At 63.5% G+C, this 20,752-nt stretch carries 18 protein-coding genes; 12 read left to right on the forward strand and 6 right to left on the reverse strand.

The features are described 5' to 3' along the window. Positions 1 to 104: 104 nt before the first annotated feature. Positions 105 to 1,157, reverse strand: coding sequence for an alpha/beta fold hydrolase (locus BC360_RS19330; protein ID WP_065796544.1), 1,053 nt, complete (start codon positions 1,155 to 1,157; stop codon positions 105 to 107). 353 nt (positions 1,158 to 1,510) lie between these two features. Here BC360_RS19330 and BC360_RS19335 point away from each other — a divergent pair, with 353 nt between their 5' ends. From BC360_RS19335 to BC360_RS19350, 4 genes are all read left to right on the forward strand, one after another. Further along, positions 1,511 to 3,286, forward strand: a complete 1,776-nt coding sequence (locus tag BC360_RS19335) for a cytochrome c biogenesis protein DipZ (RefSeq protein ID WP_065796545.1) — start codon at positions 1,511 to 1,513, stop codon at positions 3,284 to 3,286. A 55-nt stretch (positions 3,287 to 3,341) separates the two neighbouring features. After that, positions 3,342 to 4,097: an alpha/beta hydrolase gene (locus BC360_RS19340; protein WP_065796546.1), complete on the forward strand. Its 756-nt coding sequence runs from the start codon at positions 3,342 to 3,344 to the stop codon at positions 4,095 to 4,097. Positions 4,098 to 4,253: 156 nt separating this feature from the next. Continuing rightward, positions 4,254 to 4,958 carry a DUF899 family protein gene (locus BC360_RS19345; protein WP_065796547.1) on the forward strand — a complete coding sequence of 235 codons (705 nt, stop codon included), beginning with the start codon at positions 4,254 to 4,256 and terminating at the stop codon, positions 4,956 to 4,958. Between the two features lie 371 nt (positions 4,959 to 5,329). After that, positions 5,330 to 6,310: a sugar-binding transcriptional regulator gene (locus tag BC360_RS19350; RefSeq protein WP_065796548.1), complete on the forward strand. Its 981-nt coding sequence runs from the start codon at positions 5,330 to 5,332 to the stop codon at positions 6,308 to 6,310. Positions 6,311 to 6,405: 95 nt separating this feature from the next. Here the strand turns inward: BC360_RS19350 and BC360_RS19355 are convergent, their stop codons facing one another. From BC360_RS19355 to BC360_RS19365, 3 genes are read right to left on the reverse strand one after another with little or no spacing between them, the layout of a single operon-like run. Next, positions 6,406 to 7,449 (reverse strand): substrate-binding domain-containing protein, encoded by a 1,044-nt coding sequence (locus tag BC360_RS19355; protein WP_065796549.1) that lies wholly within the window; start codon positions 7,447 to 7,449, stop codon positions 6,406 to 6,408. 52 nt (positions 7,450 to 7,501) lie between these two features. After that, positions 7,502 to 8,569, reverse strand: coding sequence for an ABC transporter permease (locus BC360_RS19360; RefSeq protein WP_413813751.1), 1,068 nt, complete (start codon positions 8,567 to 8,569; stop codon positions 7,502 to 7,504). Then, a complete protein-coding gene (locus BC360_RS19365) occupies positions 8,559 to 10,082 on the reverse strand; it encodes a sugar ABC transporter ATP-binding protein (protein ID WP_065796550.1) in 1,524 nt (507 codons plus the stop codon). The genes BC360_RS19360 and BC360_RS19365 overlap by 11 nt, the downstream gene beginning before the upstream one ends. Positions 10,083 to 10,227: 145 nt before the next feature. Between BC360_RS19365 and mtnK the strand changes: the two genes are divergently transcribed. The 5 genes from mtnK to BC360_RS19390 are packed head-to-tail and all read left to right on the forward strand — an operon-like array spanning position 10,228 to position 15,651. After that, positions 10,228 to 11,499 carry an S-methyl-5-thioribose kinase gene (gene mtnK, locus BC360_RS19370; RefSeq protein WP_065796551.1) on the forward strand — a complete coding sequence of 424 codons (1,272 nt, stop codon included), beginning with the start codon at positions 10,228 to 10,230 and terminating at the stop codon, positions 11,497 to 11,499. Then, positions 11,496 to 12,590 carry an S-methyl-5-thioribose-1-phosphate isomerase gene (gene mtnA, locus BC360_RS19375; RefSeq protein ID WP_065796552.1) on the forward strand — a complete coding sequence of 365 codons (1,095 nt, stop codon included), beginning with the start codon at positions 11,496 to 11,498 and terminating at the stop codon, positions 12,588 to 12,590. The genes mtnK and mtnA overlap by 4 nt, the downstream gene beginning before the upstream one ends. A gap of 3 nt (positions 12,591 to 12,593) precedes the next feature. Next, positions 12,594 to 13,529 (forward strand): transketolase, encoded by a 936-nt coding sequence (locus tag BC360_RS19380; RefSeq protein WP_065796553.1) that lies wholly within the window; start codon positions 12,594 to 12,596, stop codon positions 13,527 to 13,529. 2 nt (positions 13,530 to 13,531) lie between these two features. Continuing rightward, positions 13,532 to 14,533, forward strand: coding sequence for a transketolase family protein (locus BC360_RS19385; RefSeq protein ID WP_065796554.1), 1,002 nt, complete (start codon positions 13,532 to 13,534; stop codon positions 14,531 to 14,533). After that, entirely contained in the window at positions 14,533 to 15,651 is a 1,119-nt protein-coding gene (locus BC360_RS19390; RefSeq protein ID WP_065796555.1) for a RuBisCO large subunit C-terminal-like domain-containing protein, read from the forward strand. Before BC360_RS19385 ends, BC360_RS19390 begins: the two co-directional genes overlap by 1 nt. A gap of 113 nt (positions 15,652 to 15,764) precedes the next feature. Here the strand turns inward: BC360_RS19390 and BC360_RS19395 are convergent, their stop codons facing one another. Beyond that, positions 15,765 to 17,111: an MFS transporter gene (locus BC360_RS19395; RefSeq protein ID WP_065796556.1), complete on the reverse strand. Its 1,347-nt coding sequence runs from the start codon at positions 17,109 to 17,111 to the stop codon at positions 15,765 to 15,767. 270 nt (positions 17,112 to 17,381) lie between these two features. On the opposite strand from BC360_RS19395, the gene BC360_RS19400 reads away from it, so the two are divergent. Further along, positions 17,382 to 18,050: a GNAT family N-acetyltransferase gene (locus tag BC360_RS19400; RefSeq protein ID WP_208858199.1), complete on the forward strand. Its 669-nt coding sequence runs from the start codon at positions 17,382 to 17,384 to the stop codon at positions 18,048 to 18,050. Between the two features lie 124 nt (positions 18,051 to 18,174). Here BC360_RS19400 and BC360_RS19405 read toward each other — a convergent pair whose 3' ends face one another. Next, positions 18,175 to 18,360 (reverse strand): hypothetical protein, encoded by a 186-nt coding sequence (locus tag BC360_RS19405; RefSeq protein WP_065796558.1) that lies wholly within the window; start codon positions 18,358 to 18,360, stop codon positions 18,175 to 18,177. Between the two features lie 352 nt (positions 18,361 to 18,712). Between BC360_RS19405 and BC360_RS19410 the strand changes: the two genes are divergently transcribed. Both BC360_RS19410 and BC360_RS19415 read left to right on the forward strand, forming a co-directional pair. Continuing rightward, positions 18,713 to 19,477, forward strand: a complete 765-nt coding sequence (locus tag BC360_RS19410; protein WP_065785033.1) for an IclR family transcriptional regulator — start codon at positions 18,713 to 18,715, stop codon at positions 19,475 to 19,477. Next, positions 19,477 to 20,589 carry an ABC transporter substrate-binding protein gene (locus BC360_RS19415; protein WP_065796559.1) on the forward strand — a complete coding sequence of 371 codons (1,113 nt, stop codon included), beginning with the start codon at positions 19,477 to 19,479 and terminating at the stop codon, positions 20,587 to 20,589. The genes BC360_RS19410 and BC360_RS19415 overlap by 1 nt, the downstream gene beginning before the upstream one ends. Positions 20,590 to 20,752 lie beyond the last annotated feature (163 nt).

Genomic DNA, 20,752 nt, shown 5'->3' on the forward strand with positions numbered 1-20,752 from the left:
CACTCCCCTGTGTCTTCAGCGGCAACGCCGCCTGATGCCTTTAGACCCAAGCCCGCTTGCGCGAGGCACGCATCCGCGCACCCTGTTGCCGGCCCATCGTCGGTCTAAAACCGATCGACGTCCATAACCGCCTGTGCGAATGCCTGCGGCGCTTCCTGCGGCAGGTTGTGCCCGATGCCGCCGGTGATGGTGCGGTGTTCGTATTTCCCCGAAAACCTGCCGGCATAGGCGGCGGGCTGCGGATGCGGCGCGCCGTTGGCATCGCCTTCCAGCGTGATGGTGGGAACCGAGATCGTCGGTCGCTCGGCGAGCCGCTTTTCATAGGCGTCGTACTTACGCTCACCTTCGGCCAGACTCAGCCGCCAGCGATAATTGTCGATGACAACGGCGACATGGTCGGGATTGTCGAAGGCTTCAGCCGAACGATCGAAGGTCGCGTCGTCAAATTTCCAGGTGGGCGAAGCGGTCTGCCAGATCAGCTTTGCAAAGGCGCGCCGGTTCTCTTCATAGCCCAGCCGACCGCGCTCGGTGGCGAAATAGAACTGATACCACCAGGCAAGCTCGGCGCTGGGCGATAGCGGCTTCCTGTTGATTTCCTGGCTTCCGATGAGATAGCCGCTCACCGACACCATCGCCTTGCAGCGCTCCGGCCAAAGTGCCGCCATGATGTTGACCGTGCGCGCACCCCAGTCGCAACCGCCAAGCACCGCCTTTTCGATACCCAGCGCATCCATCAGCGCGATAATATCCGCGGCAATGGCTGATTGCTGGCCGTTGCGCGGCGTGTCCGGCGAAAGGAACCGCGTCGTTCCGTAACCGCGCAGGTAGGGCACGATCACGCGGTAGCCGGCTTGAGCGAGCAATGGCGCGACGTCGACATAGGTGTGGATGTCATAGGGCCAGCCGTGCAGCAACAGAACCGCCGGTCCATCGGCGGGACCTGCCTCCGCGTAACCGATATCGAGCGCACCAGCCCGGATCTGTTTCAACGCTGCAAAGGACGTATGCGTGCCGGGCCTGATGTCCGGCAAGGGTGCGGCGGATGCTTGCGCCGACTGGGCCAGTGCGCGCGCCGTCATGCCGAGTTCGACTGCAGCGATGGTCATGGCGGCCACACCGAAAAACCTGCGGCGTTCATGGTTGATTTCGTCAAACATCGGTCTCTCCTTGTAAACTGAGCACGATTTGAGAAGGACAGCCCGCATGTATCCTGCGTGTGCCGCGACCGCTCGATCTTGAATACCAATGTAGCGCCCACCCGCCCGGATACAGTCTGATACAATACGCCTTGCAGGCAATCCTCCGCGAGCGGCCGATGCGCATTCGACGGCAGACCGCCGCAAGCCGATTTGTATCCTTCTGTAGCGCGGCCGGCTGCGCCTACATCCCGGTACAATTTCCCACCTGACAGGACACATGCGGGATACGTCGCGCCGACCAGATGCCGGTCCATGCTGGTCAAGGCACATCGCCGTCCAGAGCCCGATCAATCGGTTCAGAGGAAACGATGATGACGCTTCTTATCATAGCCTATCTCGGAGGCGCGCTGACGATCCTCAGCCCCTGCATCCTGCCCATCCTGCCCTTCGTCTTCGCCCGCGCCGAGAAATCCTTCGTTCGAAGCACGCTGCCGATGCTGGCGGGCATAGCGATCACCTTTGCGCTTGTCGCCACGCTTGCGGCGATCGGCGGCAGCTGGGCCATCCAGGCCAATGAATATGGCCGCATTGCCGCGATCGCCTTACTCGCGGCGTTCGGCGTTAGCCTGCTCTCGCCGCGGATCGCCAGCGCGCTCTCGCAGCCGGTCGTCGATTTCGGCAATCGGCTGATGAAGGCGACCGGCCATGCACGCGCGAGCCCCGATGCGGCCGGCTCGTTTGTTCTCGGCGTCGCGACCGGCCTGCTCTGGGCTCCTTGCGCCGGGCCGATCCTCGGCCTTGTCCTGACCGGTGCGGCGCTGCAGGGCGCCAACCTTGCCACGACATTCCTGCTGCTTACCTATGCCGCCGGCGCGACCACCTCGCTTGCTGTCGCGATGCTTGTCGGCGGAAAGGTTTTTGCTGCCATGAAGCGTTCGCTCGGCATCAGCGAGCGCATTCGCCAGGTCCTCGGCGCCGCGGTTCTGGCCGGCGTGGCGGCAATCGCGCTCGGCCTCGACACCGGCCTGCTGGCCCGGCTTTCCTATGCCAGCACTTCGTCGTTCGAGCAGAGCGTGCTCCAAAGGCTTGATACGAAAGCCGCCGGTGGACCACTCTCCGAGGCTGCCGTCAAGGGCGTGGTCGTCGCATCGTCCGACACGAACCGCGCCTTTCAAAGCGACCTGCCCGTGGAAGGCGTTGCGCCATCGCTTGATGGAGCGGTTGAGTGGCTGAACTCGCAGCCGCTCACCGCGGAAGCCTTGCGCGGGAAGGTCGTGCTTGTCGACTTCTGGACCTATTCCTGCATCAACTGCATTCGCACCGTGCCCTATGTCCGCGCCTGGGCGGAAAAATACCGGGATCAAGGCCTTGTCGTCATTGGCGTGCACGCGCCGGAGTTCGCCTTCGAAAAGAAGATCGACAACGTCCGCAAGGCCGTCGGTGATTTCAACATCGGCTATCCCGTCGCCATCGACAACGACTACCGCATCTGGCGCGCCTTCGAAAACAGCTATTGGCCGGCGCATTACCTGATCGATGCCAAGGGGCAGCTTCGTTATCACCATTTCGGCGAGGGCAATCACGCACAGACAGAGAAGGCCATTCAGGACCTCTTGCGCGAAGCCGGCAGCGACATGGATGCAAGCGCGCCGATAGCGCCCGATGCCAAGGGCGCTGACCTCGGCGCCGACCTCCGCAATATCCGCTCCAGCGAGAGCTATATCGGGTACCAGCGCGCAGCGAACTTCGCCTCCAACGAGAGCCTGAGCGCCGATGCGGCGCGCACATATACGGTCGCCGAACCGGGTCTCAACGAATGGGGCCTGTCCGGAACCTGGACCGTCGGCCCGGAACAGGCGACGCTCAATGAGCCGGACGGCGGCATCGCCACGCGCTTCAGCGCCCGCGACCTGCATCTCGTTCTCGGACCGAGCGCCAGCGGAAAGCCGGTCCGCTTTCAGGTGACCATCGACGGCAAGGCGCCGGGCAAGGATCACGGCGCCGATATCGACGCCGACGGAAACGGCACGATTACGGCAACCAGGCTCTACCAGCTGGTGCGCCAGTCCGGCGACGTGTCGGCGCGGACCTTCAACATCCGGTTCCTCGATCCCGGCGTCCAGGCCTATGCCTTCACCTTCGGCTGAGACTTCAAGCCATCTTCAAGCCCACCCACCGACATCAACCCAAGGAGTGAAATCCATGAACCGCCGTCTCTCCACCCTCGCGCTCGCTTTCTTCACCAGCGTGATCGCCTTTGCCGCCCAGGCCGCCGACGTCAAGAACATCGTCATCGTTCACGGCGCATTGGCCGACGGCTCCGGCTGGCGCCAGGCAACGGAAATTCTCGAGAAACGAGGCTATGCCGTCACGATCGTCCAGCAGCCCATCACCTCGCTGGCCGATGACATTGCCGCCACGAACCGCGTGCTCGATCTACAGGATGGCCCGACCTTGCTCGTCGGACACAGCTATGGCGGCATCGTGATCACCGAGGCCGGCAATCGTGCCGATGTCGCAGGTCTCGTCTATGTCGCAGCCTTTCAGCCCGACAGGGGCGAAAGCCTGCTGAGCCTTGCCACCTCCAAACCGTCCGGGGGCATGAACATCAGGGAGACCAAGGACGGGAAATACCTCTATCTCGAACCGAGCGCCTTTGCCGCCGATTTCGCCGCGGACCTTCCGAAGGACGAAGCCGCATTTCTCGCGAAATCGCAGGTGTTTGCCGCCAAGGAGGCTTTTTCGGCCAAGGTCGGCGATCCGGCATGGCGGACCAAGAAGAGCTGGTCGATCGTGGCGACGGAAGATCGTTCCATCAATCCCGATCTCGAGCGGGACATGGCGAAGCGGGCGAGCAGCGACGTGACGGAGATCAAGGCGAGCCATGCGGTCTTTGCCTCCCAACCGGAGATGGTTGCCGACGTCATCGAAAAGGCGGCCAAACAGCTCGGCCAGTAGGTCGATGAGCGGCAGCCGACGTTCAAGGGCATCGGTGGCCGCCATCCATTGAGCCGGTCCCGACTCGGCGCCACTGGCGTCGGCGTTCCTTCACCTGTTTGGGAACCCGAACGCCTCCAGGCCGTTAGTTGGGATCGACAAAGCGAGGGCAAGGACATGAGCATCGATCAACTCGTTCCGGCATCGGATCTCGCAGCCAAGGGCAAGTCGCCCTTTCCCGGCGAAACGGCCGAATACAGGCGGGCGCGACAGGCACTGCTGCGCGAAGAAATCGAGTTCAGACGGCAGATGACGCGGCTGGTTGAGCTGCGGCGATCTTTGCCGGATGGGCCGGCAATCGAAAAGGACTATCGCTTCAAGGACGCCAACGGCAACGACATCGGCCTGCTTGACCTCTTCGGCGACAAGCAAACGCTCGTCACCTATTTCTGGATGTACGGGCCACAGCGCCCGCGCCCCTGCCCGATGTGCACGAACTGGCTCGGCGCCGTCAACGGCAATGCCGCCGATATCAAGCAGCGCGTAGCGCTGAAGATCCTTGGCCGCAGCCCCGTCGAGCGTCAGCTGGCATTTGCGCAGGAACGTGACTGGCGAGACCTCGATTTCGTCCAGACCGTCGGCGACGACTACGCCAACGACCTCGGCCTCATCAATGCCGACGGGAGCGAAAACCCGGCGCTTTCCGTCTTCAAGCGCGACGGCAATACCGTCAGGCTTTTCTGGTCAAGCGAAATGACGATGGAAATGGCCGACCCCGGCCAGGACCCGAGGGATGCACCTGACATCGCCTCGCTCTGGTCGATCCTGGACCTGACGCCGGAGGGCCGCGGTGCGGACTGGTATCCGAAACTCAGCTATTGACCGACGCAGCCATGGGGGGGCGGGCATAGCGAACGCGCCGTAGCCACGGACAACACCTTTCTGCTTGCACCGGCCATCGCCGGCAGACCATTGCGCTTGCCCGGTATATTTAAGCATTGTAGAAAATTGCAGACGGCCAACTGGCTGTCACCCTTGATCGCCCTGGCCGAGCGGGTGCGGCTAACGCTGGCGCGAGGCGGCCGAACGGCCTGCCTTTTCTGCTGCCTGTTTGACGGGAAGGGCGCAGAGGCGGCGATCGTCGGGTGCCAACCGAACAGGCAAGGCCTCTCCCTCCTTCGGTTCTTGAGCTACAATTTGACTTATGTCACTAGCGGTGAATAATGTCAGAAATCGACCATTGAAGGATTCCTATGCCTGTCCGCAACACCGACCAGATCATGCATAAGGCCGCGTGGCTCTACTACAGTCATGGGTTGCGGCAGGACGAAGTCGCGCAGAAGCTGGGGATCTCTCGCGCCTCGGTTGCCACCTATCTCAGGCGGGCACGCGAGACCGGAATCGTCAATATCAGCACGTCGACGGAGCTCTTTACCGACGATGTTCTGGCGCGCGAACTCGAGGACGCGACCGGCGTGACTGCGGCCTGGATCGTGCCGGAGGATCGGCAGGCCATGGACCCTGCCGCGGAAATGCCGGTGCTGGCCGCATCCGTCTTCCTCGAACTCATCAACAAGGGCGACCGCGTCGGCGTCGCCTGGGGACGCACGGTCTACCATATCGCCGATGTCATGCCCTTTGCCGACCTGCGGGGCGTGACGGTGGTGCAGCTTTGTGGCAATCTCGGTGCGCCCTATTCCTATCGGCCGGACCAGTGCACGACGGAGATCGCACGCCGGCTCAACGCCGAAGGCATCAATTTCTATGCGCCACTGGTGCTGTCGTCCGAGCGGCTGGCCGAGGAGCTTCGCGGCGAGCCGGTGATCCGCGAGCAGCTGTCGACGATCGCCGACTGTCATCTGGCGCTTTATTCCGTCGGCGGCATCGAAGACGACAGCCACCTCGTCAAGTGCGGCGCGCTCAGCGCCAGCGAGATGCACCGCATGGGCGAGGAAGGTGCCGTCGGCGTCATTGCCGGACAGTTGATCGACGGGGATGGCCAATGGGTGAACTGCGCCCACAATCGACGCTGCATCTCAGCCGACCTCGATTCGATCCGCGCCATCGGGAAACGCATGCTGGTCGTCCAGGAAGAGAGCAAGTTCGAGCCGCTGATGGCCGCGCTGAAAGGCGGTTTCGCCTCGCATCTCGTCGTCACGACATCGATGGCGCGCCGGGTGATGGAACGCTGGCAGCGGGACGGTCTCGACAAGGTGCATGCCGCGACCACCTAAGCAAATGTGGAAACGCGCCCTGACGCACAAGGGTGGCAGTACACAAGCGGGGCGACCTTTCGGCCGCCCCGCTCTCCTTCAAAATAGCCCCGAAATCAGGGCTTCGGCATCCACGCCGGCATGGCGACATCCGCATGGGCAAATTGCGGCAGCTTCGTGCCGAGTTCTTCCATGTTCTTGATGTCCTGATCGTTCAGGTCCTTCTGTGTGATCAGCGTCGGCGGGACGATGACGCTGCGGCCCGGATCCTCGCCGGCAAGCAGCATGGCAAGTGTTCTGACGGAGACCTGTCCGACCACGGCCGGATTGGTCGCCGCCGTGGCCGCCCAGGCGGAATCCGGCTCGCGCATCGCCGCGATATCGGAGGTCGAGATATCGGCGGAATAGATCTTCACGCTGGACGAAAGGCCGGCTTCGTCGACCGCAATCTTGACGCCCTTGGCGAACTCGTCATAGGGCGCGAACATCACGGTGATATCGGGGTTGGCGGAGATGACGGAACGCGCCTGGTTGGCGACCGAGTTGGCGATCGGGTTGTCCATCGTGCCGAACTGCGAGATCTCGTTGATACCCGAATACTTGCCCTTGAATTCCTTCCAGGTTTCGTCGCGACGGTCGAGCGGCGCGATGCCGGCGACGTAGACGTAGCCAGCCTTGAAGCTCTCGCCGTTGTCCTTGATCGCCTGCTCCAGGGCGAGACGGGCGAGATCGCGGTCGGATTGCTCGACCTGTGGGATCTTCTCGTTTTCGACGTTCACGTCGAAGGCCACGACCTTGATGCCGGCATCGACGGCGCGCTGGGCCGCTTCCTTCATCGATTCCGTCAGGCCGTGCTGGATGATGATCCCCTGCACGCCGAGCGCGATCGCCTGGTCGACCATGTCGGCCTGAAGCGCTGCATCCTGCCGGCTGTCGAGCACCTGAAGCTGAACGCCGAGTGCCTTTGCCTGCGCCTCCACGCCGGCAAGATAGGACTGGAAGAAGTCGCCGGTCGAGAGATAGCGCACCAGCGCGATCTTGACGTCGCCCGGCTTGTCGAACGGCTTCGGCATGTCGGCGGCGAAGGAAGCGGTGGCGAAAGCCACGGTTCCCGCAAGGCCAAGCGCCAGCTTGCCCATTGCTCTGCGTGTAATGTCCATTTCAGTCTCCTCCACTGGTGAACGTTTGTTTTCCGCCGACAGGGCTTTCCCGTCAGCGTTTGCCTCTTTTCGAGAGCGCAAAGGTGAAGATCAGGGCGATGACGAGAACCGCGCCCTTGATGAAATCCTGCGTGTAATAGGGCGCGTTCATCATCGTCAGGCCCTGAAGCAGGATGCCGACGAAGAGCGCGCCGATGGCGGTGCCGAAGGCATTCGGCTTGGCGGCGCCTAGGACCGCGAAGCCGATCAGAGCGGCGGCGACGGCATCGAGCAACAGATTGTTGCCCGAGGCGATGTCGCCGCGGCCGAGGCGCGCGGCGAGCAGAATGCCGCCGATCGAGGCGAAGACGCCCGAGATGACATAGGCCGAGATTTTGTAGGCATTGACCGGGGCGCCCGCCAGGCCGGCGGCACGCTCGTTGGAGCCGACCGCATACATCATGCGTCCGAAGCGGGTGTATTCGAGGAAGAACCAGATCAGCACCGCCAGCACGATCAGCACCACGACGGCCACGGGCACGAGGTTCGGCAGGATCAGATCGAAGCGATGGCGCCCGAGCGCCAGGAAGGCGGGGCTGAAAGCGCCTGTGGCCACCGAGCCGTCGGGAAGCGTCATGCCGGCGGCAATCGATCGGCCCTCGGTCGGTATGCGCTGCAGGCCGAGTAGCAGGAACATCATGCCGAGCGTCGCCAAAAGGTCCGGCACGCGCATATAGACGATGATGACGCCGTTGATCAGCCCGACGAGGACGCCGATCGCCAGGCAGACGAGCGTTGCCGTCAGCGCGTCTCCGCCCATCACCACCATCACATAGGATGACGCCATCATCGCCGTGGTCGCGACCGAGCCGATCGACAGGTCGAAGCCGCCGACGACGAGCGTGGCCGTGACGCCGAGCGCCAGGATGCCGGTGATCGATACGGATTGCAGGATGAAGACGGCGCTCTGCGGCGAGGAAAACCCGTTCGTCACCAGCGAGAAATAGACAACCAGTCCGGCCAGAAGGGCGAGGAAGCCGTATTTGATCGCGATGTCGCGCAGGCTGACCATGGGACTTGGCGGCGGCGCCGACAGCACCGAAGCGGCGGGCGGCGCGGGTTTCATCTGTTCACTGCTCATGAGGCTGTACCTGCTGATGATGTTGACCGGCGATCTCCTGGAGGAGGCGCTCGACGTCGACCGCGGCGTTGCGATGCTCGCCGACGATCGTATGTTCCGACATCACGAGAATGCGGTCGGCGATCTCGAAGGCTTCGTCGAGCTCGGTCAGGAAAACGATGGTTGCGCGGCCGGAGGCCGAGGCGCGCAGCTTGGCGCCGATATCGCGGCGCGCGGCAATGTCGACGCCCTGGAAGGGCTCGTCGAGAATCAGGAGGCGCGAGGGCTCGGAAAGCCAGCGTCCGACCATTACCTTCTGCTGATTGCCGCCGGAAAGCGTCTGCATCTCGTCGCGCTCGCTGCGGCAGACGACGCTAAGCGCGGCGATCTGCGCTCGCGATTTCGCCCGTTCGGCCCGGCGGTTCGATATGCCGAAGCGCGACAGCCGCGTGAGGAACGGCAGGCTGATATTCTCGTAGATGTTGAAATCGGGAACGATGCCGCTGTCGGCTCGATCCTTGGCGACCAGAAACACGCCCTTGGCAATCGCCTGACCGGTGCTCTGCGGACGGTAGGGCGCGCCGTCGAGCGTCATCCGGCCGGCCGCTGCCGACCGAGCCCCGAAAAGCGTCTCGGCCAGCGCCGTCTTGCCGACGCCGACGAGACCGGTGACGGCGACGATTTCGCCATCGCCCAGCTCAAGATCGAACGGTCGCGACGTCTCCGTCAGCCGCAGGCCCTTGACCGAAAAGACCGCTCCATGGGCCTCCCGCACGCTGACCGCACCTGCCGAGACCTTTTGCCCGAGCATCGCGTTGACAGCACCTTCGTAATCCAGATCCGCCCCCTCGAAGCGGCCGGTGATGCGCCCGTCGCGCAGCGTGACAATGCTGTCGGCGAGCCTGCGGATGTCGGACATTCGGTGCGAGATATAGAGGATCGCCACACCGCGGGCTTTCAGCCGGTCGATGAGCTCGAACAGGCGATCGGCCTCAGCACTCGACAGCGACGAGGTCGGCTCATCGAGGATCAGCACCTGCGGTTCATGCGCCATGGCGCGGGCGATGGCGACCATCTGCCGGTCGGCGAGCGTCAGGTCGTTGATATCGGCGGAAAGATCGATGGCCAGGCCCATGCGGGCAGCGACGACGGCGGCCTCGCGCCTTACCCGGCGAGGATTGAAGAAAAGGCGCGCACCGCTGCCGTTCAGGCGATCGAGCGTCAGATTGGTCGCGACGTCGAGATCGGCGACGACGCCGTCATTGATGTTTTGATGGACTGTCACCACGCCGGCCCGGATCGCTTCCGCCGGCGTTGCCGGCGCGAAAGGGAGGTCGTCCAGCCGCATATCCCCGGCATCGCTGACGTAGACGCCGCTGAGGATGCGCACCAGTGTCGACTTTCCAGCGCCGTTGGCCCCCATCAGCACCGTGACGGCACCCTTGCGCAATTCGAGATCGACACCCTTCAGGACCGGTATCGGCCCGAAGGATTTGCGCACGCCCTCGATGCGAAACACTGCTTGTTCGCTCATGCTCTCCTCCCAATGAAGGCAGGTTAGGATGGCTATCCATCAAATGTCAAGGCGATTGACATTTGACAGAATGGCGAATTACCTATGGCCCATGACAGCATGACGAGGAGCGGCCGAGGCCGGTCATGCCGACAAGGAGGACCATATGGACAAGCACGTTTTCGAGGCGCTCAGCGCCGAAACGCTGCCATCAAGGCTGAGCGGCAACTCAGCACTTTGCGACAGGATCGGTGGCGATCATGGCCGCTGGCAGGTCAAGGAGGTCGGCGACGGCAACCTCAATCTCGTCTTCATCGTCACGGGCGAGAAGGGTGCAGCGATCGTCAAGCAGGCGCTCCCCTATGTCAGGCTCGTCGGCGAGCGCTGGCCCTTGCCCCTGAAGCGCTCGTTCTTCGAGTACCACGCCCTCATTCGCCAAGCGGCGCGCGACCCGGGCATGGTGCCGGAGATCCTGTTTTTCGACGCCGAGCAGGCGATGATCATCATGGAATACCTGGCGCCGCACGTGATCCTGCGTCGTGCGCTGATCGAGGGGCGCGCGCTGCCGAAGATCGGCCGCGATCTCGGGCTTTTCGCCGCCCGCACGCTTTTCCGCGGCTCGGATCTTGCGATGCCGACGCGCGACAAGAAGGCCGATCTCGCCCTTTTCGCCGACAATGTCGAGCTCTGCGACATCACCGAAAACCTGGTCTTCTCAGATCCTTACTTCGAGGCGGAGATGAACCGCCACACGACACCGCACCTCGACGGTCTCGTCGGGGAATTGCGCCGCGACCGTGACCTGAAGGTCGAGGCCCAGCGGCTGAAACACATCTTCTCCGCCAAGGCCGAGACGCTCTGCCACGGCGACCTGCACACCGGCTCGGTCATGGTCACCGACGACGAGACACGCGTCATCGACCCGGAATTCGCCTTCTACGGGCCGATCAGCTTCGATGTCGGCATGCTGCTCGCCAATTTCTGGATGAGCTACTTCTCGCAAGGAGGCCATGAGAGCGCTGCCGGCGAACGCGACCAGATGCGCGCCTACCTCCTGGATACCGTCGATACGATCTGGGAAACCTTCTGCGACGAGTTTTCGACGCTCTGGCGCAGCGAGCGCAAGGGCATCCTCTATCAGGCGAGCCTTTTCGAAGACGGTGACGACCCGTTCGGCTCAGAGCAGGCGCTGACCATCGTTCTCGATGAGATCTACCGCGAGATGCTCGGCTTTGCCGGGGTCGAGATCCTGCGCCGCATCCTCGGCCTTGCCCACAATGCCGATTTCGAAACCATCGGCGACCTCAGCCGCCGCGCCGCATGCGAAAGCAAGGCGCTGAAGCTCGGGCGTCATCTTGCCGTCAACCGGGATCGCATTGCGAGCCTCAGGGACATTCGCGCCACCGCGCAACGGCTTCAGCAGGAGACACTTTCGTGAAAGTCGGAGAAAAGCACTACCATACGATCTGGCTCAACGCCGACGGCCGCTCGGTCGACATCATCGACCAGCGCTGGCTACCACACGAGTTCCGGATCGTCACGCTGAAGACGGTCGCCGATGTCGCCGTTGCGATCCGCGACATGTGGGTGCGCGGCGCACCGCTGATCGGCGTCACCGCCGCCTACGGCATTGCCATCGCCATGGCGGACGATCCCTCCGACCGCCACCTCGACGCGGTCTGGGAGGAGCTCAACGAGACGCGGCCGACGGCGATCAACCTGCGCTGGGCGCTTGAGGCCATGCGGCAGTTCCTGCGTCCGCTTTCGGTCGAAGACCGTGCAGACGCCGCCTATCGACGCGCCGCCGAAATCGCCGAGGAAGACGTCCAGCTCAATCGGGCGATCGGCGCCAATGGCCTGAAGATCATCCGCGAGATCGCGGCAAGCAAGAAGCCCGGCGAGCCGGTCAACATCCTGACCCATTGCAATGCCGGCTGGCTGGCAACCGTCGACTATGGAACCGCGACAGCGCCGATCTACATGGCGACCGAGGCGGGCATCCCCGTCCATGTCTATGTCGACGAGACCCGGCCGCGCAACCAGGGTGCGCAGCTGACGGCCTGGGAATTGAACGGTCACGGCGTGCCGCACACACTGATCGTCGACAATGCCGGCGGCCACCTGATGCAGCACGGCGCCGTCGACATGGTGATCGTCGGCACGGACCGCACTACCGCGAACGGCGATGTCTGCAACAAGATCGGCACCTACCTGAAGGCGCTTGCCGCCAGCGACAACGACGTTCCCTTCTATGTCGCACTCCCCTCTCCGACCATCGACTGGACCGTCAAGGACGGCGTCAAGGAAATCCCGATCGAGGAGCGCACTGGCGACGAGGTGAGCTTCGTCCAGGGGCGCGGCCCCGATGGCTCGATCATCTCGGTTCGCGTCTCGCCCGAAGGTAGCCCTTCGGCGAACCCGGCCTTCGACGTGACGCCGGCGCGGCTCATCACCGGCCTAATCACCGAACGCGGCGTGGCCGTGCCTTCACCCGAAGGCCTCAAAGCGCTGTTTCCGGAAAGGAGCTGACCGATGAACCTTACAAACCACAAGACGACCGAAGAGATCGCGCTCGGCATCCGCCGCCGCGTCTTCTTCCACACGATGAAGAACAATGGCGGCTATCTGAGCCAGGCCTGCTCGGCCGCCGAAAGTCTCGCCTTGCTCTACAATGAGATCCTGAAGCTGGGTGAACCGACCTTGCCGAAGGTGCCGCTGCCGTTTCGCGGCGTGCCTTCCGCCGACAATCCCGATGCCTTCACCGGCGCCGGTTATCACGGCCCGGCCGCACCCGAATACGACCGCTTCTTCATCTCGCCGGCGCACTATGCGCTGGTGATCTACTGCGCGCTGATCGAGGTCGACCGCATGGACGATGGTGCGCTCGACCACTTCAACAAGGATGGCAGCTCCGTCGAGATGATCGGCGCCGAGCACAGTCCGGGCATGGAGGTAACGACGGGCTCATTGGCGCAGGGGCTTTCCATGGCCTCCGGCGTCGCCTTCGCACGGCAGAAGCAGAACGAGCCGGGCAAGGTCTGGGTCTACATGTCCGATGGCGAATTCCAGGAAGGCCAGACCTGGGAGTGCCTAGCCGCCATGGCCCACCACCGGATCGACAACATCCGTGTCGTCGTCGACGTCAACCGCCAGCAATGCGATGGCGCCATGTCCTCGGTTCTCGATCTCGGCGACCTTGCCGGCAGGGTCGAAGCCTTTGGGGCCACCTGCCGCTCGATCGACGGCCACGATCTGCAAGCCCTGCGCAATGCTGCCAACAGCGCCGAACCGGGCAAGCCGCTGATCATCCTCGCCAACACCTCGCCCTTCCAGGGAATGAACTTTCTCCAGAAGCGCTTCCCGCGCCTTCATTACGTGCGCTTCAAGAGCGCCGAGGAGAGGCTTGAAATGCAGGCAGCACTTGCTGTCGAACTGGGCGTGAGCCCGAACGAAATGGAAGGGGCCTGACCATGGTCGAAATCGTCAACCGCCCTTATGCCAAAGCTTTCGAGGCTTTCGCTGCGGCCCGTCCGGAAGTGCTTTGCCTTTCGGCCGACCTGACCTCCTCCTGTGAGGTCGACGGCTTCCGCGATCGGCATCCGGAGCAGTTCCTGTCGCTGGGGATGGCCGAGCAGAACATGCTCTCCTTCGCCGGCGGGCTTGCGATGCAGGGTTACCGGCCCTTCATCCACACCTTCTCGGTCTTCCTCTACCGGCGCCCCTACGATCAGCTGATCAATTCGATCGCCTATTCCAATCGCAGGGTGCGTCTGATGGGCTTCCTGCCGGGGATCACCACGCCCGGCGGCATCACCCATCAGGCGATCGAGGACATCGCCGTCATGCGTGCCGTGCCGAACATGACCATTCTGGAAACCGGCGACGCAACCGAGGTCGAAACCGTGCTCGAGGTTGCCGATGCGATCGATGGGCCGGTCTATGTCCGCATCCTTCGCGGCGAAGTCCCCCGGCTCTTCTCGACGCCGTTCACGTTCAACAAACTGCGCACCCTTTCGGAAGGTGACGACATCCTCATCGTCAGTTCCGGGGTCTGCACCGAGGAGGCCTTGCGGGCCACCCGGCCGATCGAAGCACGCGGCATCGGGCTTCATCATCTGCACGCCTCGACGCTGAAACCGTTCGACCGCGACGGGCTGATCAAGGCAGCGCGCGGCAAGAAGGGCGTCGTCACGCTGGAAAACCACACCATCGTCGGTGGGCTTGGTTCGCTGGTGGCCGAGATCATCGCCGAAGAGGGGCTTGGCGTCCGCCTGAGGCGCCTCGGCCTGAAGGACACTTTCGCTCATGGCGCCTCGAAGCCGTACCTGATGAAGAAGTATGGCCTGGACGCCGGCGCGCTGGTGTCGGCGATCGAGGAACTGACCGGCAAGACGCTCGGGATCGGCGAGGACGAGCTGACCGAGGTTCGTCTCGATCATGTGCATTCGGCGCAGAAGGCGGAGGCGCTCTGATGGCCCCACGGTTCACCGTCAGCTATTACGTCAGGGCCGCCGACGAGGCCGAGGCGCGCGCACGGGCGCTGGACATCGCTCTCGAACAGACAGTCGAGATCCCGCGCGACGTCGTGCCCAAGGGCTATGTCGAGGATGAAATCCTCGGCAAACTTGAAACCCTCGAGCGGGATCCCAGCGGCCGTCCCGGCTATCTCGCAACGATCTCCTATAGCGAGGACGATGTCGGTGGCGACTTCCTGCAGTTTCTCAACATCGTCTTCGGCAACAGCTCGATCAAGCCGGGATTGAAGGTCGAGGACATCGGCCTGTCGCCGGGCACCCTCGCGCTTTGCCCGGGCCCGCGGCATGGCATTGCCGGGCTGCGGCAAAGGGCCGGCATCGGGGCTCAGCCGCTGTTGATGTCCGCCATCAAGCCGGTCGGGCTGTCCTCATCCGAACTCGCGCGCCGCGCGCATGATTTCGCGCTCGGCGGCATGCACTACGTCAAGGATGACCATGGGCTGGTCGATCAAAGAACGTCGCCATTTGCCGAGCGGCTGGCGGCCTGCGTCGACGCCGTCGGCGAAGCCAATGCCAAGAGCGGCGGGCGGGCGAGTTTTGTGCCGAATATCACCGCGTCCGCCAAAGACCTGTTCGAGCGGGCGATGATGGCGCAGGAGGCCGGCGCCGGCGGCGTCATGATTTCCCCGGCGCTTGCCGGCTATGACGCGATCCACACGCTGGCGTCCGATCCGGACTTCAGCCTGCCGATCGTTTCGCATCCGGCGTTTTCCGGCGCCAACGTCGTGTCGCCGGATACCGGCTTTTCGCATCGCTGCTTCTACGGCGCCTTGCAGCGGCTGATGGGCGCCGATGCGGCGATCTATCCCAATTTCGGCGGACGTTTCGGCTTTACCCGCGAGGAATGCCAGTCGATCGCTGCCGCCTGCGCCGACGACATGGGTGGCCCGAAGGCGATCGTGCCGGCCCCCGGCGGCGGCATGAATCTCGGCCGCGTGCCGGAGATGCGCGAAGCCTATGGCAACAACGTGATGTACCTGATCGGCGGTGCGTTGCTGCAGGACACGGACATCGTTTCGGCCAGCCGCCGGATCGTCGAGGCGGTCGCAGGCTAAGCGCCCGGCGGTTCAGCTACGAGATAGCCTCCCAAGGCTCTGCCGGGCGCGACGGTGCGCCCGGCAGGTTTGATCACCGTCGCTGCCAGGACACAGCAAGACCGCCGACCCATTCACTGCGGCTCGGCGCAAGGCGCTCTTCCGGGTGCTTGCTCTTTCGCACTGACAACATCGTCGCCGGCCGAAGAGCTTGCCGCAATCCCGGTTCGCCGGATGTCCAGTTGCCTCAGGCCAGGCAGAAACACGGCAAGCAGCGTGGTGGCGGCCAGAGCTGCGGCGCAGCCAAAAAGCAGCCGCTGCGCCCCAAAAATTTCGACGGCGCCACCGGCGAGAACAATGGCCAAGGGGATCGCCGACAGTTCTAACGCATCCGCCGCACCCAGGACGCGCCCGCGCAGCTTGACCGGCACCCGGCGAAGTGCGGCCGTGGCGACGATCGGCCCGATCGGGCCCGTTGCGAACCCGGCCACGGCGCCGGCCGCGATTAGCACCGAAACCGGTGGCGCGAACGCGAGCGCGAGGATCGCCAGCGCCTCGACGGCGCAGCCGAACATGAGGATGCCGCGCCCGGAAAGCCGATGCCCCCAGGCGGCATAGGCAAGCGTGCCGACAATCGCGCCGCCGCCGGTTGCCGACAGGAACAGGCCCAGGCTCATGGCACTTTGCCCCGTTGCCTTGAAGAAAGCCGGCATGACGACGGCTTCCAGCGCACCGAAGATTATGCCGAACAGCGTCCCGAGCATGATGAGGCTGCGTAGCAGCGGATCGCGCAGCAGGAACCGAATGGCTTCCATTGCTCCCGCAATGCCGATCGCGACCTGTTTCGCACCATCGGATTTACGGCGCGTCGGCAGCGAGACGACGTCGAGCACTGCCGCGGCAAGCGAACAGCCGGCGGTCAGCCACAACGTGTCTTCGACACCGACCAGCGCGATCATCACGCCGGCAAGCGCGGGCCCGACCAGAACGCCGGCACTCTCGATCAACTCATCGACGGCCTTGACCCGTTCCAGCCGGAACCCGGCAAGACGCGCCAGTTCCGGATGGCGGCTTTCGGCGGCGATGGACGCAGGACCGTCCATTGCGACGCCGACGGCAATCAGCACCACGAGCGTGCCGATCCCGAGCATATCAAGGTGGTAGAGAAGCGGTACGGCCGCCACCGCCAGCGCGCTTGTGAAATCGCCGGCAAACGCGATCCAGCGCCGGCCGAAGCGATCGACAAGGCCGCCGCCGAACAGCGAGCCGGCGATCATGGGCAGCACGCCTGCGGCAGCGGCAATACCGGTCCACAGCGGGCTTCCCGTCAACTCCAGCACAAACCACGGCAGCGCCACCATGGCGACCGCATTTCCAAGCGTCGAGAATGCGCCTGCCATGACGCTGCCCAGCACCGACAGCCGCCGCCGGATGCGAATGGAACAGTGCATCATGGGCAGGCCATCGGGCGGAAACAGCATCGGAATTGCCTGACAGGGGCGAACATCGGATCACAGTTGGTGTTGGAGGACGGGGGATTGCGCTGGGCCGGGGGATCGAATTGTTAGATATAATTAATCGACTACTTGATCTATTATTTGCACATGCTATTTCTGCCGTCAAGCGGGGCCCTGACCTCACCCGAACGACACGGTTCGTGTCGGCATTGGCCAACCAAATTGAGGTGACTTATGTCTGTGTTTGCACGAGAGATAACCGAGTTCTGGCGGAGAACCTTCCTGAGCGGCGATGTGCTTCGCCGCGATGACGGCTTTATTGTCTCGGTGAACCCCGATTTGAGCGATGAAAACAGGGTGATGGTGCTGGAAGCCATCGACGGCCAGGCGATGGCGGTGCTGACGCCCGCACTCGCCGATCGCCTGGACCTCGCACAACGACCGGACCTCAGCGAGCCGGGCTTTCGTCGGATACTTGCCGAAGCATCGGTCACTCTGAATGGCGCCGACTATCTGTTCTATTTCCCTGAAGCCTGCAGGAATTCGCTGTTGCGAGATAAAGTGACGGGCGACTTGCGCCAGCTGACAGCGCGAGATGAAGCAGTCTTTGGCGCCTTCGAAGATGCCGCGTCGAAGCAGGATCTGGACGACGCCTATGTGGAATTGGACCACTGGGCGGTGTTTGGCGCCTTCGAGCAGGGTCGCCTTGTCTGTGCAGCCAGCATGTACCCCTGGGAGGATGCCCCGATCGCCGACACCGGCGTCCTGACGCTCCCAGCCTTCAGGGGCAAGGGTCATGCGCGTAACGTCGTCCGCGCAATCAGCCGATATGCCTACGAACAGGGCCTCGAACCCCAGTATCGATGCCAGCTCGACAATCAGGCGTCCGGAGCGCTGGCGAAGGCAGCGGGCTTGACGCTGTTTGGAAAGTGGCAGGTGGTCTCGCCCGATTCCGCGAATTGAGCAGCCGCCTTCGCTGAACGGCGACATCGCATCCACGCCACCCCGCCCGTGGGATGTGGCCACCCATCGCGCTCGCGCCTGAGTGCAATTCAGGAGACGTCCTTCCGACGCGGGCGACAGCTCGTCAGTCAGTGTCGCGATCGAACTGGTTGACGATGCGCATGGCGGTCTTCCGCTGCGCGTGGCGCAGCTCGGCATCGCGTTTGCTTGTCAGCATCAGGTGGGCGGCACGCACCGCCGGCAGTGCTACCGGCTTGTAGCCGGGCTCGGTTACGGGAAGGGCTGTCGAGTCAAGCTTGGGCTTACGCATATGTTCACTCCTCATTCGAACCTTGGCCCGTTCGCACCTGCATATCGGCAGGTGTGATCGAGACCGGGCACGGAGGGAGCGTGCCTGCCAATGCAGGCAAGCGTTTGATGAGGTTTTTCAAGATTTGTTGCGGTCTGAAATGACGCCTCGGTCCGATGAGATGAACCAGAGCTTCATTTATCCCGAACCACGCAAAGAAGCAGGAACGTGTCATCTGCCCGCCGGCGCGCGCTAGCGCACGGCGAATGCCACTCGAAACGACAATAAGGACCGCACCTTGACAAGGGCGGTCGCGCTCGGTAAGTTCACTATATAGCACGCGTTCAATATATTGAACAAGGGAAAATCAGCAATGAGCGGCCGCGGCGCGGAAAGAATTTTGGACCTGATCGAGTGGCTGGCGTCACGTAGCGAAGCCGTCGCGCTCGCCGACGTCGTGCAGGCCCTTGCTCTGCCGAAGAGCAGCACCCTGCTTCTCCTGCGCACCCTGGTTGATGCCCGATATGTGGTCCGCCAAACGGACGGGCGCTATCTGCTGATCCGGCTGCCCGGCGAGCCGTCGGAGGCAAACAGCGGCTGGGGCACGATCCTGAGGGTCGCGGAGCCGATCCTTCGTGAAACAGTTGCGGCGGTCGAGGAGACCGGTTTCATTGCCGTGCTGACGGATGACCGGCAGGTCCGCTATCTCAACAAGATCCTGCCCATACGCGAGATCCGCTATGACCGGGACATCGCCACGCAGCGTGTTGCCCACTATGTGGCAAGCGGACTGATGCTGCTTTCCGGCCTCTCGGATCAGGATCTCGAGGCCTATCTGCGGCGCTCCGTCCCTGATGAGGACGACCCCGAAGCCATTGCCGAGCGCGTCAGCGCCGGGCGCCGAGAAGGCTATGTCGCCAATCTCTACGGCCGGGTCGAGGGCGCTGCCGGCGTCGCGGCACCCATCCGCGACCCCGACGGCCGCATTGTCGCCGTTGTCAACATCTCCGGTCCGCGCGAGCGGATCGCCAACAATCTCGATCGCGTCACCGAGGCGACGGTCGAGGCCGCGCGTCGCGCAAGTGAGGAGCTTTCGCGGCGCATCTTCAAAAATGGGAAAACCCACGGGAGGAATTGATGTCCTATTTGAAAAGGGAGCTTGCCGGTTGGCTGTTGGCCACATCGGCCACGCTCTCGACCAGCGCCTTTGCCCAGGAGCCGAAGCTGCCCGATTACTATCCGGCCGACTACGGCCAGATCGTCGAAGCGTCGCGCAAGGAGGCCGGCCTCGTCGTCTACTCCAACATGGCCGACAACAACTGGCAGCCGGTGATCAAGGGCTTCAACGAACTCTATCCCTGGATCAAGATCGAAACGCTCGACCTCGGTTCCGGCACCGTGCACACCCGCTGGGAGGCGGAAGCCGGCAGCGGTGCCCGAACCGCCGATGTCCTGGTCTCGGGCGCAAACGACCGCTGGGCACGTTATGGCAGCGAAGCGCGCATGCTCGACTATCCGAGCCCGGAAACCGAACGCCTGCCGGGCTTCGCCAATCCCTACCCCGGCATCTATGTGATGTCGGCGGACCCGCTCGTCATCACCTATAATGCAGCCCTGCTGCCGGAGGGCCAGCGCCCGACCGGTTTCGCCTCGCTGGTCAAGGCGGCCGCGGCCGACAAGGCGACATTCGACGGCAAGATCACCACCTATGACGCCGCCCGCAATTCCTTCGGGCTGGCTGCCTGGTGGAAGACCCTGCAGGTCAAGGGTGACGACGGCTGGAAGGGCCTGCGCGAAATCGGTCCGATGATCCGTGGCGAAGTCTCCGGCGGCCCGATGAACGAAAAGATCGCCACCGGCGAATATCTCGTCGGCATCGCCGTCTCCGGCATCACCATCTTCCCGCGCCTGGAGCAACCCGGCGGCGAGATTCTCGGCTTTGCCTTCCCCGATGACGGCACCCCGGTCATGCTTCGCGGCCTCGGCATCCCGAGCGAGGCGGCCAACCCGAACTCGGCCAAGCTGTTCGTCGACTACCTGCTCAGCCAGAAGGGCCAGACCCAGGTCGGCAAGGGCGGATTGACCCCTTACCGCGAAGATGTCGACGAAGCCCAGGTGCGCTACACCTATCAGGCGATCGCCGCCAAGGTCGGCATGGAAAACCTGATCGCCGTCGGCTTCGACAAGGCGCTCATCGACGACGCTGCGGGCTTTGCCACCAAGTGGACCGCCGCGATGGCCGGTAACTAGAGCAATTCCAGCACCAGTGCGAAGCGGTCTTGCGTCCGCAATTGCGTAAAAACAAAGGGATAGAGCGTTTCCGCGATTCCGTATGTATCGGAAACGCCCTATCCGGCCCCGGCTTGGGGAGCGCCGGCCGCGACACGGTCGGCCGGCGGTTCCTCTGCCCTCA

The sequence above is a fragment of the Ensifer sp. LC163 genome (genome assembly GCF_001695855.1).
Classification (GTDB): domain Bacteria; phylum Pseudomonadota; class Alphaproteobacteria; order Rhizobiales; family Rhizobiaceae; genus Ensifer.

Coding starts and splice junctions, on each gene's coding strand:
- BC360_RS19395 (WP_065796556.1), bottom strand. CDS start 17,111: ATGCTGTTTCCGCCCGATGGCCTGCCCATGATGCACTGTTCCATTCGC.
- BC360_RS19345 (WP_065796547.1), top strand. CDS start 4,254: ATGAGCATCGATCAACTCGTTCCGGCATCGGATCTCGCAGCCAAGGGC.
- BC360_RS19405 (WP_065796558.1), bottom strand. CDS start 18,360: ATGCGTAAGCCCAAGCTTGACTCGACAGCCCTTCCCGTAACCGAGCCC.
- BC360_RS19355 (WP_065796549.1), bottom strand. CDS start 7,449: ATGGACATTACACGCAGAGCAATGGGCAAGCTGGCGCTTGGCCTTGCG.
- BC360_RS19350 (WP_065796548.1), top strand. CDS start 5,330: ATGCCTGTCCGCAACACCGACCAGATCATGCATAAGGCCGCGTGGCTC.
- BC360_RS19390 (WP_065796555.1), top strand. CDS start 14,533: ATGGCCCCACGGTTCACCGTCAGCTATTACGTCAGGGCCGCCGACGAG.
- BC360_RS19415 (WP_065796559.1), top strand. CDS start 19,477: ATGTCCTATTTGAAAAGGGAGCTTGCCGGTTGGCTGTTGGCCACATCG.
- BC360_RS19335 (WP_065796545.1), top strand. CDS start 1,511: ATGACGCTTCTTATCATAGCCTATCTCGGAGGCGCGCTGACGATCCTC.
- BC360_RS19365 (WP_065796550.1), bottom strand. CDS start 10,082: ATGAGCGAACAAGCAGTGTTTCGCATCGAGGGCGTGCGCAAATCCTTC.
- BC360_RS19410 (WP_065785033.1), top strand. CDS start 18,713: ATGAGCGGCCGCGGCGCGGAAAGAATTTTGGACCTGATCGAGTGGCTG.
- BC360_RS19385 (WP_065796554.1), top strand. CDS start 13,532: ATGGTCGAAATCGTCAACCGCCCTTATGCCAAAGCTTTCGAGGCTTTC.
- BC360_RS19340 (WP_065796546.1), top strand. CDS start 3,342: ATGAACCGCCGTCTCTCCACCCTCGCGCTCGCTTTCTTCACCAGCGTG.
- mtnK (WP_065796551.1), top strand. CDS start 10,228: ATGGACAAGCACGTTTTCGAGGCGCTCAGCGCCGAAACGCTGCCATCA.
- BC360_RS19330 (WP_065796544.1), bottom strand. CDS start 1,157: ATGTTTGACGAAATCAACCATGAACGCCGCAGGTTTTTCGGTGTGGCC.
- BC360_RS19360 (WP_413813751.1), bottom strand. CDS start 8,569: ATGAGCAGTGAACAGATGAAACCCGCGCCGCCCGCCGCTTCGGTGCTG.
- BC360_RS19380 (WP_065796553.1), top strand. CDS start 12,594: ATGAACCTTACAAACCACAAGACGACCGAAGAGATCGCGCTCGGCATC.